Consider the following 12,648-nt stretch of genomic DNA (forward strand, 5'->3'; position numbering starts at 1 on the left):
ATGCACAAAAAATACACGCCGGCGCGCCGCGACGGGTTTACCAAATATCGCGCACGCCACGCTCGCCACACCCTGCTGTTACTGCCGCCAGCAAAGCGCCGTGCATTGCAGCGCAACTTGATCTTTATCGGCATAACGCTGGGCCTGGTCTTTGTCGTCGCGTTGATTTCAAAAGCGCAAGCCGCAGGCGGCGCTTATGTGGTTGATGACGGTGCGATCAACGCGCCGGGGGAATGCAACCTCGACGCCTGGTACAGCGCCCAGCGGCACGCGGGGAGTACCCACAACAGCAACGTGTCGCCCGCCTGCACGTTCAGCGCCATGCCTGCCGTGCAATGGGGCGCCGCGTTGTCACGCGCCACGGATGCAGGCAAAGGCGAGACGCAGATCAGCCCGCAAGCCAAGGTGCAGGTGCTGTCGCGGCAAGACTTGGGCTTGGAACTGGCGGTTGCTGTCGGGGCGCATGTCGCGCTGGATCGCCATCACGGGTTTGATGGCGCAGACCTGAACATCCCACTCACATGGCAACCCCTGGCGCCCCTGCGGCTCAACCTGAACGCCGGCTGGAGCCACGCCTACAACGAGGGTGATCAACAGCATCGCCTGACGTGGGGCACGGGGTTCGAATATCAGTTGGCAGACGCGCTCACATTGATTGGCGAGCGCTATGGCCAGGAAGGCGGCGAACAGGCCTGGCAGGCTGGGCCGCGTTTGCACATCGGCGAATTTGTCGACGTGGACGTGCTAGTCGGGCGCAGCCTGATTGGCGATCGCGCCCAGTGGCTGACCACTGGGGCGACGCTGAGGTTCTAGGCTTTGGCCTGCTGCTCCAGATGCACCTGCAATTGCGGATCGATTTGCAACTGACCGGCCAGGTCGTCGAGGTAATTACGCTCGGCGTCCTGTTGGTCATCGACCAGCATCACGCTCGCCAGATAAATCTCCGTTGCGATTGCCGGGTCATTGGCATACTCGGCAAAATCGGCGGCATCCAGAGGCTTGGCAACTTCGGCGTCGAGCCACTGCTGCAATTGTGGGTCGTCGGTATGACGGCCGATCTCGGCGGAAATCATCTGCTGCTCTTGTGCATCGATTTCGCCATCGGCCTTGGCCGCCGCGATCAACGCACGCAGTACGCCGTGGCTATGGGCTTCGGCTTCAGGCCCTTCAAGCTGGTCAACGGTCTGGATAGCTTGCTGCGGTGCCGAAGCTTGTTGGCGTTGCCAGGCTTGGTACGCCTGGAACGCCGCCATGCCCAGGGACGCCAGCGCCGCGTAGTTCATCCCACCGCCGCTACGCGTCTGGGAGGTGCCACCTGCCGGAGCGCCGCCCAACAAGCCACCCAGGCCACCGAGTAAACCACCCAAACCGCCGCCAGCCGAAGATGCACTGCCGGTGCCGGCGCCCTTCAACAACCCACCTAGCAACCCGCCCAGGCCGCCGCCCGAAGCGCCGCCGCCTTGCTGCCCTGCACGCAACAGTTGTTCCAGTAGATCGCTGGTATTCATGGTGTCGCCCTCCGGGGCGCAATAGTGGCGTTGATCAAACATAGTCCTCCCCTGATGGAACACCATGACCGTCGGGCGGGCAAGCTTTATGATGGTGCCATCACGCCGACAAGGGAGAACAGCGGTGAACCGCATCGAGCATATTGCGTTGATGGCCACCTACAACCAATGGATGAACCGCAAGGTCTACGACGCCGCCGGCACCCTGACACAAGCGCAGTTGACTCTGGACCGCCAAGCGTTTTTCGGTTCGATCTTCGGCACCTTGAACCACCTGATGCTGGGTGACACCGTCTGGCTCAAACGCTTTGCCGAACACCCGGCCAACTTTGCGGCCTTGGCGCCGCTGAACGGGGTGGCCACGCCCAGCGACCTCGAGCAAGTAGCCTTCCCCAGCCTTTCCGAACTAGCGGCCCATCGCGCCTGGCTGGATCAACTCATCATCGATTGGGCCCACAGCCTGCAAGAGCCCCACCTCGACCAACGCCTGCGCTATCACAACATGCGCGGCCTGGCCGCCGAGAAGCCCTTCTTCGGTTTGCTGGTGCACTTTTTCAACCACCAGACTCATCACCGCGGCCAGGTGACGACACTGCTGAGCCAGGCGGGTGTGGACGTGGGGGTCACCGACTTGCTGGCACTGATTGACTGAAGGCCGACGGTCAATGTGGGGGCTTGCCTGCGATGGCGGTGTAACAGGTTCAATACCTGTGACTGACACATCGCTATCGCAGGCAAGCCAGCTCCCACAGTTGCCCTATATTGCCCACAGCATCAGTGCTGTCACTTCACCTTGCTGCTCAAGGTCTCCACGCTGCGCTTCAAATCATCCAGGCTGCGCTTGAGACCGTCGAGCTCGCTTTTCTGCCGCTCTATCGTGCTCTTCTGCTCATCCACCGTACGCTTGAGACTCGACAGCTGACTGTCACTGCTACTGGCACTCGAACCGTCCTTGCGCTTGAACTCATCAAACGCACGCTCCTGCCCCTCTACTTTGCTTTTCAAACTTTGCAGTTCGCTTTGACTCTGTTTTTGCCCAGCTTGCAGCGCCTCGACATCCCCCACGGACACACCCGACGGCTTCAACACATAGGCACCGCCCACGTCCATCGAGCCGGCCGTCAACTTGTCTGAAGACGACGCACTAAATTCGCCCCACTGCACCGCACTCCCCGCCTGCGCCGAGCTGAACGCGCCAGTGCCCAACAACCCCGCTACACCTGCGGCCATGATCCAAGCCTGCTTACGGATACTGAGCATCAAACGACTCCCTGCGAAATGCCGAAATGGCATATCGCTATGACTGTCATTTATGGGGCTTGTTCCTGGGTTGCGAGCGTTCATCAGGACTTGGCACAAAGGCCATGTAGATCACTGATCTGCCACGTTTTTTTCTGCGCATCTTTATGCGGGAAAACCGGCTGGGAGGTTGCGCTGAAGCGGCTGGATCTATATATTCCCAACCCTGTTACACCGCGCTACCGCCCGAATGGCGAAACTGGTAGACGCATGGGACTTAAAATCCCCCGCTCGTAAGGGCGTCCCGGTTCGATTCCGGGTTCGGGCACCATAGATATCAAGGGCTTGCCAGGGAAACCTGAGCAGGCCCTTATCTTTTCTGCTCCGCAATTTCTTCCCCGATGTCCTGCGGACCGCCCGCCCAAAAAACATCCTACAGCTCGTTAGCTCAAGGCGCGTCACATCCAAGCCTCGAGTACTGTGCGCACATACAATACCAAGGTGAGTCAGCAGAAGTGCTTGATTGCATAAAGGGCGGCAACGCTGTGGGAAGCGTTAAAAATCAGGATTCTAAAATTACTACTCCGATTAGCTAACCTCACCGTATACTCTTGTACTTCTAACCCACAATTCAAATGGACTTGCACATGAACGACATCTACAAAATACTACTCGCAGCAGCCGTTGGCTTTCTACTTTCACCGCTTACTGAAATATTAAAAAGCAAGCTCTCAGCCCGACAACAAAAATCAAAACTGGAAACAAAACTCAAAACATTCGAAACCATCTTATGCAGAGCCATACCCTCAATAACCGAAACAATCAAAAACCGAGAAAATTTCATTAGGTCTCCTGAAAAATACGTAGGAACGTTATTTATAACTCCAAATTTTATTTTCCCGAAAATAGAGTCAAATATAGATAACGCATACGATATGTTATCGAGCTCCCAGCAGCGCGGACTTTTAGATCTGGAATCACAAGCAGCTCATATAAAAAACATGCTGAAAAAGCTGCACTCGATTGAAGACGAATGCAAGTCAACAATATACAGAAAAGTAAATATAGAAAAAATAATAACCCAAGAATCCGAAATCCGAGATATTGAAAAAGAACATTACACCCGCGCTATAGCGTGTGAAAAAGCAATTTTATACACCGCTGCGTGCATGCTAGGAACATTGAGAAGATCAATTAATAATGACCCAAGCCTCCCCAAAGACATTGACACCATAAAAAATGTAAGCAAAGAGCTTGACATTAATATTGATCTCAATTGGTGGCACCAGTTTCGCGGCCAACAATCTGACGCCTAACATAAAGCCCGACAAGTGTGTTGACGTAGGACCGGCACGCCAGAGTTCTTCGTCACCCTCACTACAACTGGATTAGCCCTCATCAATTCAAAGATGGGTTGGCGCCAGCGCGGGCCGAGGAGGAACTTAACATTACGCCTAGGACTAGTTGACCACGGCCATTAAAATCCACCCCCTTTTGCCCCTCTTTTATCCATGCGTTGTAGTTCTCCCGGCGAGGGAGCGAAGCATTCAATAAGATTTATCGGCAGAACAATCAGATAAATCTTATATATTTTTCGCAAAATTCATGCGATTAATCCAGAGGATAAAGGACCTAATGAAAAGGGATATCAATTGCTAGTCATTACGAGAACGCTCAATAAAAGCCTATACATCGGCGGCGAAATCCAATTAAAAGTAATCAAGGTCGTGGGCGAAAGCGTGTCTCTAGGAGTTAGCGCGCCCAAGAACATGCGAATTGTTCGTTCAGAGCAAGAGAGAAAATCCTCTGATAACGGTTCTATCACTTTTGGTACGGAGGCTTTGAAATAGGTCAACCCCAACCGCACTGTATCAACGCCGGATCGGCTAGCAGTTTAAAGAGCACATGGGCATTGCTGTTTTTGGCGTGCTGCTGAATGCGCTGCTGTTGATGGCTGACGATTTGACGTCTACGATTCGCACGAGCTGTACTTGTTCGAGTGATGTGTGTTCGCAAAAAAAAGGGGAAAGATTTATTTTCCAGAGGCTCATTCGTTATATCTAAAAGGACTCGCCAAACCTATAAATAAATCTGTCCTCTTTCTTTTTCCTTCTGACAGATTGCTATAAAGCGATAAGCAAGAAAAAACCCCACAGCATCAACGATCCTGTGAGGTTTTATCACCGGCTTTACCGATCCGGCATCAAACCACGCTGATCATCTCGGCACTCAACTGCGCCGCATTGAACCCCACCAGGGTGACACTGCTGTCCCCCGCCAGAATTACGCTGTCACTGCCATGCTGGGTGGTGGCTCCGAGCACAGCATCCGCGTTGGCAAACAGCGACTTGGCGAACACCAGCAGGTCCTGCCCGTTCTGGTGAATGTTGAAGTCGCTGATCACGTCGTGGCCGAACCCGCGTTGATCGAAAACAAACAGGTCGCTGCCCACGCCACCGCTGAGTTGGTCATTGCCCAGCCCGCCGATCAAGACGTCATTGCCGCTGGCGCCATACAGCGCGTCGTTGCCCGTGCCGCCCAGTAGCGTGTCGTTGCCCTCGCCGCCGTGCAGCAGGTCATTGCCGGCGCCACCGTCGAGCCGGTCATTGCCGTTCTGGCCGAATATCAGGTCACGCGCGGCGGTGCCTTTGAGGGTGTCGGCCAATTGGCTGCCTTCGATGGATTTGGCATACGCCTTATCGGCGCCGAACAGGCCTTCGAAGTCGAGTTTGCCACTGGTCACCGTATAGGCCGGCGTGAGGACCTCGCCAATGCCACCGAAGAGCCCGCCGAACACTGGCACGTGGCCGAGGCTGTTGGCCAGGCCGGTTTCGAACTCCACGTGTTCTACGCCGTGCAATTCCTTCAGGCCGTATTGGCCGCTGCTGTCGTTGAGAAACAACGTGCCATCGCTGAGCTTCACCGCTTCGTAGGAAGACGCGGTGCCTTTGAGGAAGACTTTGTCGTTGCCCTCACCGCCGGCGACAATATCGGTACCGGTACTCACGCGGAAACTGTCGTCACCCTTGAACCCGTCCAGGAAGTCATCGCTGCGCCCGTCCTGCAGCTTGTCCGAACTGTCGGTGCCCAGCAGGAAGGCCGGTGTGCCGTAGTGGTTGGAGGTGGCGGTCTGTTTGTCGCTGACCCAGGTAAAGCTGCGGCTGATGGCGTCGAGGTTGCTGATGACGATGGTGCTGTCGCGTTCGATGTAATCGTAGAAAGTCGATTGGGCGATACGCTGGATAGGGTTGATGAAAATGCCTTCCAGGTGCGCGGCCCACCCTGACAGGTTGGCAATCGAAAACGGACCATTGGGCCAGGTTGGCAGCGCGTAGATCGTGTCGAACAGCACGATGTTGTCGGTGGTCGAGGTGTAACTGGCGTCACTGCCTTGAAGCGCGTCGATGATGGCGCTGCCCACGTCAGTCTCTTGGCCCGTGAGGCGGTGGACCACATCGTTTTCAAAGCCGAAGTTGAAGATTCCGTCGCTGTTGCTGGATTTGGGCGACTCCATGCCAAAGTAATCCGAATCCTTGAAAAAACCGTCTGCCAAAGTGTCCTTGCCGATATACATGCTGTTGGTAACCGAGCCACCCTGGCTGTAGCCAGTTACCAATACATCCTTGCCGCTCAGGTTGTGGCCGGTGGCGTAATCCTTGATTGAATTGAGCAGGTAGTCGTAGCCGTTGATATAAGAGTTATCGATCATCGCCGGCCAACCCAGCAGATCAATTGGCGAGTTGGTGCCGGCAATGGAAAAACCCATTTTGACTAATTGGCCGCTGTCATCGTATTGACCAAACACTCTGGCTTGAGAACCAAAGACGCCGTCGCCGGTAAAACTTCCAGTGATGTCGGTGTGACTGCTATCAACCTGCAGTTCGCTCGCGCCGATCTCACGCCAGCCCTTGGGCAGCGCGAAGGTATTGCCCTCGCCCAGCACAAGCCCCGGAATGTTGTAGAGCGCGCCTACTGTGGCAACACCACTGGTGTAAGTGGCGAGGGTCCAGGCATCTGAAATCAGGACGCGGGCGTCTTGCCCCTTGTAATCGAATATAGCCATGTCAGTACTCCTTGAGCCCAGCGATCAACACCGAAAGTCAACGGTAATACCTGATGCGTCGGGCTAAACAATATGCATTGAAGTTGTTGTTGTGCATTCTGTTCAGGCTGCTTCGTTGCTTAATATCGAGGTTGACCATTAAGGAAGCTCGTCAACACTAGCCTAGAAGTGCCGCCTTAAAGTGACCGACTATCGGAAGGTAAGGGTATGTACTTAGGGATATAGACGACAAAAGCGCCATAAGCGCTGTTTGTCGAACAAGAAGTGAAGTTCCGTGTTGTTCGTGACTAATGAGTCAAAGACAATTAAGCCCTTATAGCAAGTTGTGAACTGCAATAAGGGCTCAAGCAGTTCAGGTTTCTCTGGAACTCAGGAAGAATAAACCTCAGCACGTTGGCATACAGGCTGCTTGAACCTGGGCAATTGCTGACGGGCCAGTTGTGCCTGCACGCCCGCGACCGCTTCAAGCACTCTTTGCGCCCAATGCTCATCCTGCGGGTCAACCACCACCACGCGAAAGCCGTGGTCGTTGCCCTCAAGGCGCACGCCCTCGGAATCGTCCACGTGCAAATCAATATCGAAGGCCGGCGGAAATTTCGAGGGGGTGTTCGACAGCCCATGCACCGTGAGGGCGTGGTTATGCCGCTCGCTATTGACCACGCCGTCTACACGGATGCCGTACAGCATCAGCCAACGCCTGATGTAGGAAGGCGCCCTGCCAGATGAGGTGTAGACCCAGATACTGCAACCCTGGCGCCGCAGCTCCCGCGTCAACGAACGAGTACCGATACGCAGCGGTTCTCCCCACCAACGATGAACGCAGGCCGGCAGCCAACTGCTCTCGACATCAGCGTGGTCAAGTTGGCAAGCCAGCGTGTCGTCAATATCAAAGGAGATGCGTACGCGCGGGCGCTTGGCGACACGCGTGAGGACCGCTTGCTGGACGGCTTGCACGGCTCGGCTGGCGAGTGTTGGATACCAGCGCATTAATGGCCTCCCTGATAGATAGGCTGTGGTGTATCGCTCAAGAAAAACGCCTTGGGATCCGGGGCCTGTTCCTCCAGGAAGGCGGCGTACTTTTTCTTGATCTTGGGCAATTCATACAACGCCTTGACCCCATGTTTGGCCGAGTTGCGGATCACCGAAGAAGGATTGAAGTAACCCTCGGCATTTTCCAACGTCAGCACAAACGGTGGCAACCCGGCACGCATCAGCAGATAGCTGACGATCAGCGAGCCACTGCGGTTGTTACCTTCGATGAACAACTGCGGCTTGCTGAGGATGCGCACATACACGCCGGCCGCACGCTTCCATACCGATTCACTGCGATACGCGCAGTACCAGTTGAACAAGTCCTTGATACCGCCTTCAACGTTGTTGAAGAAGTGCTCCTCGGTGGCGGCCAGGTGCTGCGCGTATTCCACGCGGCGCGCCGGGTCGCTACCGCAGAGCACGGTGGCGTTGATCTCCAGCATCAGGTCCAGATGATGAAGGTCAAACAGGTCAACGCCTCGTGCGACATAGTCGTCAACCAGCGCATAGCCTTCAAGCACGTTGAGCAGCACTTCGTCGGTCAAGGGGTCGCGCGGCTCGGTAAATTGCGTGCTGAGCTCGGCAAAGCGGCTCTGCACTTTACGGAGCGCGCGTTCAATCGCTGACAAATCAAGACGATGCGTTGCAGACATTGGCATTCCTGGGCTGACGGTGGCGCACGTGCGGTTTTTATCGAACATGGGGACTCAGCTGAACTTGCCGCTGATGTAATCCTCGGTCATCTGTTCACGCGGGCTGCCAAAAATCTGCGCGGTCGGGCCCATTTCCACCAGGTAGCCGGTGCGCGTGCCCTGGGAAATATCCACCGAGAAAAACGCCGTGGTGTCTGCTACGCGGATGGCCTGCTGCATGTTGTGGGTGACCAGGGCGATGGTGTAATCCTTCTTCAGCTCCACCATCAGTTCCTCTACCCGGCGAGTCGCAATCGGGTCGAGTGCCGAGCACGGCTCATCGAGCAACAGCACTTCCGGCTCGGTGGCGATAGCGCGGGCAATACACAGCCGTTGCTGCTGGCCACCGGAGAGCGACAGGCCGCTGACCTTGAGCTTGTCCTTGACCTCATCCCACAGCGCCGCGCCTTGCAGGGCGTGCTTGACGCGGTCGCCCAAGTCGCCTTTGTAGCGGTTCAGGCGCAGGCCGAAGGCGACGTTGTCGAAGATGCTCATGGAGAACGGGTTCGGCTGCTGGAACACCATCCCGATGTAACGGCGCACCACCACCGGGTCTACGCCCTTGCCGTACACGTCCTGCCCCAGAAAGTGCACGTGGCCCTCGAAGCGAAAGCCCTTCACCAGGTCGTTCATGCGGTTGAGGCTGCGCAGTACCGTACTTTTGCCGCAGCCGGACGGGCCGATGAAACCGGTGATCTTGTTTTTCTCGATAGGCACATGGCTGTCACGCACCGCCATGAAATTGCCGTAGAAAATCCGGTCCAGCTTGCAGTCCATGACCACAGGCGATTGGGTAACAAACGGAGCGGCTATTTGCGCAGTTGAGACGTTCAAGATTCAGATGCTCCCGTTCTTAATACTTAGGCTTGCCGAAGATACGGCTCACAATATTTACGACCAGCACGATCATCACCAACACCAACGAGGCCGCCCAGGCGAGCTCCAGCTGGTTGTCGAAGGGCATGCCGGAAAAGTTGTAGATCAACACGGCAAGGGAAGCCGTGGGGTTCATCACCGCCAGGTCGCCGTCGTGGTAGATCCAGTAGTTGCTGAACAGCGCGGTAAACAGCAACGGCGCGGTTTCGCCTGCGGCACGAGCCACAGCAAGCATTACGCCGGTGAGGATCGCCGGCAGGCCGGTCGGCAAGATGATCTTCCAGATCACCTGTGAGCGGGTGCAGCCCATGCCGTAGGCGGCGTCCTTCATGATCTTGGGCACCATGCGCATCGACTCTTCAGCCGTCAGCACCACGATGGGCAGCATCAGTACCGCCAGGGCCACGCCGCCCGCCGGTGCCGAGTAGGTGCCGGTAGTCATCACCACCAAGGCGTAGGCAAACACGCCGGCCAGGATCGAAGGCAAGCCGGTGAGCATCTTGGCGGCAAAGCGTGCAGCGTTGGCCAATTTGCTGTCCGGCCCCAGTTCGGCCAGGAAGATCGCGGCCATGATGCCGACCGGCACCGCAATCGCCGCAGCGATACCGACCATCACAAAGGTGCCGGCCATGGCGTTGCCGAAACCGCCGCCCGTTTCGAAGCCGGTGGGCGGCAGTTCGGTGAACACCTCCAGGCTCAGGCGTGCGCCGCCACGGGTGATCAGCATGTAGAGCACTGAAATCAGCGGCACACTGGCCAGCAGCGCGCCCAGCCATACCAATGTGGTTAACACCAGGCTGCGCAAGGCGCGGCCTTCGAACTTGCGCTGCAAGCTCGGTACAGCGGTGATAGGGGATGTGAGATTCGTCATCATCGATTACCCCGTTGGGCGTAGAGCATGATCATGGAACCGATGACATTCACCAGCAGGGTAATAAACATCAAGACGAGGGCGGCGTACATCAAGACCTCCACCTCGTTGGGCCCGGCTTCGGGGAAGTTCAGCGCCAACAAGGCTGCCAACGTATTGGCCGGCGCGAACAGCGACAGGGAAATGTTGTTGGCATTGCCCACCAACATCGCCAGCGCCATGGTTTCGCCCAGCGCACGGCCGAGGCCGAGTACCAGGGAGCCAAAAATACCGGTGGCGGCAGACGGCACCATCACCTTGAGGATCGCCTCCCAGTGGGTGGTGCCCATGCCATAGGCGGCCTGCTTGGTTTTCATCGGCACGCTGGTGAGCGCGTCTTGGGACACGGCGGCAATCGTCGGCAGAATCATGATGGCCAATACCAGCGCCGCCGGCAGCAACCCCGGCCCGCTCAAGGACGTGCCGAAAAACGGTATCCAACCCAGTTCGCTGTTCAACCAGGTGGTCAGTGGCCGGATCGCCGGGATCACCACGTAGATGCCCCACAGGCCATACACCACGCTGGGGATGGCCGCGAGCAATTCAACGATGGTGCGAAACACCGCTGCCAGCTTGGCCGGCAGAAAGTCCTGAGTGAGGAAAATCGCCATGCTGACACCGAAAAAGCCTGCAATCAGCAGCGCGATAAAAGCACTGTAGAGCGTGCCCCAAATAGCCGGCAGGATCCCGTACTTGCCTTGGTTAACGTCCCAGACACTGCCAAAAAGCACATCGAAGCCGTGCTTTTCCATGCCCGGCAAGGCCTTGCGTCCCACCTCGAAGACCAAGGCTGCGACCAACGCCAGAATCAGTACCACCCCGATTCGCGCGAGCCCACGGAAGGTGCGATCGACCAGGAAGTCTTTGGCCGAGGGAGGTTGGCAGGCAGAATCCCGGTTAACCGGTACGACGAAAGGTTTGTTCATTGGCTAATTCCGGAACAGGGGGGAAACGCCCCCGGCGCGGCAAACAGCCCACACCGAGAGCGGCCTCACGGGTGTTACTGAATGTTGGCGGAGGCTTTGCGAACCTGCTCCACCACCGATGGCGGCAGCGGGATGTACCCCATCGAGTCGGCGATTTTCTGCCCCTCGGTCAGGCTGTACTCAACCATTTCGCGCATGGCCTTGGCCTTGGCAGGGTTGCCGTTGTCCTTGCGGAAGATCATCCAGGTGTACGAGGTGATCGGGTAAGACTTGGCACCGTCCGGGTCCGGCAACCAGGCCACCAGGCTTTCCGGCATTTTCACGGCGGCCAGGGCCTCGGCGCCGCTTTCGGCGTTCGGTACCACGTACTGGCCGGCCTTGTTCTGCAATTGGGCGAAGTCAACCTTGGCCAGTTTGGCGAAGCCGTACTCGATGTAGCCAATCGCGCCTGGGGTCTGGCGTACGGTGGCGGTCACACCATCGTTCTTGGGCGACTTGATGAATTTGTCGCTGGCCGGCCAGTTGACGGTGTTGCCCTCCCCCAGCGCCGTTTTGAATTCAGGGTTGATGGTGGCCAGGTGCTTGGTAAATACCGCTGTGGTGCCGCTGGAATCTGCGCGCACCACCACGGTGATCGGCGTGTCGGTGAGTTTCAGGTCCGGGTTGGCAGCAACGATCTGTGGGTCGTTCCACTTGGTGATCTTGCCCAGGAAGATGTTGGAGTAAACATCGCGTGGCAGCTTGAGGCCCTTGGGATTGCCCGGCAGGTTATAGGCCAGCACGATTTCACCGGCGGTCATTGGCAGCAGTTGCACGCCTTCGGCGACCTTGGCGATGTCTTCGTCTTTCATGGCCGAGTCACTGGCGGCGAAGTCGACGGTTTTATTCAGGAAGTCCTGCACACCTGCGCCGCTGCCCTTGGATTGATAATCCACGGTGACGCCAGCGGTCTTCTTGCTGAAATCCTTGAACCAGGTGAGGTAGATCGGTGCAGGGAAGCTGGCGCCGGAGCCGGTGAGGCGTACGTTCTCGGCGGCGAAGGTCACGGAGGAGGCACACAGGGATACCGTAATGGCGAGTGCTGCGGACTTCATCAAGCTTTTCATTAAAAGGAACTCGTTGTGGTGACGGGCTCCCGAACTGTGAAGCAGGGTTGTTACATTTTTATGAAAATTGAATGGCGAGATGGCGTTTTGTCCCACTTTGCCGCCACAGGGCTGAATTTTTAGGACATGGGTTAGTAACAAAATACGACTAAAGTGCTGTCATCCTTCTAGCGGTGCTGATCTGGCTCCCGCGATGGTAGAAGCTGATCCCATTGATGCTCCGCGATCCAACTGTGTGTGGCTTGCCTGCGATGACCATAGGTATCTACACAACTCTGTAGCGCTCAACGCTAACC

General features: G+C 56.8%; 13 protein-coding genes and 1 tRNA gene. 5 read left to right on the forward strand and 9 right to left on the reverse strand.

Annotated elements, in window-relative coordinates; all coding sequences use genetic code 11:
- Entirely contained in the window at window positions 1-813 is an 813-nt protein-coding gene (locus A7K61_RS13425) for a hypothetical protein (RefSeq protein WP_069557750.1), read from the forward strand.
- On the opposite strand, the gene A7K61_RS13430 is transcribed toward A7K61_RS13425, so the two are convergent.
- Entirely contained in the window at window positions 810-1,508 is a 699-nt protein-coding gene (locus A7K61_RS13430) for a tellurite resistance TerB family protein (RefSeq protein WP_069557755.1), read from the reverse strand. The genes A7K61_RS13425 and A7K61_RS13430 overlap by 4 nt on opposite strands.
- Window positions 1,509-1,632: 124 nt before the next feature.
- On the opposite strand from A7K61_RS13430, the gene A7K61_RS13435 reads away from it, so the two are divergent.
- Window positions 1,633-2,160, forward strand: coding sequence for a DinB family protein (locus tag A7K61_RS13435; protein ID WP_069557751.1), 528 nt, complete (start codon window positions 1,633-1,635; stop codon window positions 2,158-2,160).
- A gap of 131 nt (window positions 2,161-2,291) precedes the next feature.
- On the opposite strand, the gene A7K61_RS13440 is transcribed toward A7K61_RS13435, so the two are convergent.
- On the reverse strand, window positions 2,292-2,768 hold the full coding sequence (locus tag A7K61_RS13440) for a hypothetical protein (protein WP_060764279.1): 477 nt from the start codon (window positions 2,766-2,768) through the stop codon (window positions 2,292-2,294).
- Between the two features lie 223 nt (window positions 2,769-2,991).
- Here A7K61_RS13440 and A7K61_RS13445 point away from each other — a divergent pair.
- From A7K61_RS13445 to A7K61_RS34220, 3 genes are all read left to right on the forward strand, one after another.
- Window positions 2,992-3,078, forward strand: a tRNA-Leu gene (locus tag A7K61_RS13445).
- Between the two features lie 316 nt (window positions 3,079-3,394).
- Window positions 3,395-4,063: a hypothetical protein gene (locus A7K61_RS13450; protein ID WP_044274061.1), complete on the forward strand. Its 669-nt coding sequence runs from the start codon at window positions 3,395-3,397 to the stop codon at window positions 4,061-4,063.
- 336 nt (window positions 4,064-4,399) lie between these two features.
- Window positions 4,400-4,597 (forward strand): carbon storage regulator, encoded by a 198-nt coding sequence (locus tag A7K61_RS34220; RefSeq protein WP_161952164.1) that lies wholly within the window; start codon window positions 4,400-4,402, stop codon window positions 4,595-4,597.
- Between the two features lie 353 nt (window positions 4,598-4,950).
- Here the strand turns inward: A7K61_RS34220 and A7K61_RS13455 are convergent, their stop codons facing one another.
- The 7 genes from A7K61_RS13455 to pstS all read right to left on the reverse strand — a co-directional run bounded on the left by A7K61_RS13455 (window position 4,951) and on the right by pstS (window position 12,352).
- Window positions 4,951-6,810: a calcium-binding protein gene (locus tag A7K61_RS13455; RefSeq protein ID WP_032897164.1), complete on the reverse strand. Its 1,860-nt coding sequence runs from the start codon at window positions 6,808-6,810 to the stop codon at window positions 4,951-4,953.
- Between the two features lie 369 nt (window positions 6,811-7,179).
- Window positions 7,180-7,797, reverse strand: coding sequence for a hypothetical protein (locus A7K61_RS13460; protein WP_069557752.1), 618 nt, complete (start codon window positions 7,795-7,797; stop codon window positions 7,180-7,182).
- Window positions 7,797-8,495, reverse strand: a complete 699-nt coding sequence (locus A7K61_RS13465; RefSeq protein WP_032897161.1) for a hypothetical protein — start codon at window positions 8,493-8,495, stop codon at window positions 7,797-7,799. The genes A7K61_RS13460 and A7K61_RS13465 overlap by 1 nt, the downstream gene beginning before the upstream one ends.
- A 54-nt stretch (window positions 8,496-8,549) precedes the next feature.
- Complete coding sequence (gene pstB, locus A7K61_RS13470; RefSeq protein ID WP_019817112.1) at window positions 8,550-9,311, reverse strand: phosphate ABC transporter ATP-binding protein PstB; 762 nt, start codon at window positions 9,309-9,311, stop codon at window positions 8,550-8,552.
- A gap of 76 nt (window positions 9,312-9,387) precedes the next feature.
- Window positions 9,388-10,281, reverse strand: coding sequence for a phosphate ABC transporter permease PstA (gene pstA, locus A7K61_RS13475; RefSeq protein WP_003191515.1), 894 nt, complete (start codon window positions 10,279-10,281; stop codon window positions 9,388-9,390).
- Window positions 10,281-11,246, reverse strand: coding sequence for a phosphate ABC transporter permease subunit PstC (pstC, locus tag A7K61_RS13480; protein ID WP_003191517.1), 966 nt, complete (start codon window positions 11,244-11,246; stop codon window positions 10,281-10,283). The genes pstA and pstC overlap by 1 nt, the downstream gene beginning before the upstream one ends.
- A 74-nt stretch (window positions 11,247-11,320) precedes the next feature.
- The gene (gene pstS, locus A7K61_RS13485) at window positions 11,321-12,352 is read right to left on the reverse strand and encodes a phosphate ABC transporter substrate-binding protein PstS (protein ID WP_044274067.1); all 1,032 of its coding nucleotides are present in this window, start codon (window positions 12,350-12,352) and stop codon (window positions 11,321-11,323) included.
- Window positions 12,353-12,648: the final 296 nt, after the last annotated feature.

This window comes from Pseudomonas sp. AP42 (assembly GCF_001728935.1).
Classification (GTDB): domain Bacteria; phylum Pseudomonadota; class Gammaproteobacteria; order Pseudomonadales; family Pseudomonadaceae; genus Aquipseudomonas; species Aquipseudomonas lactis.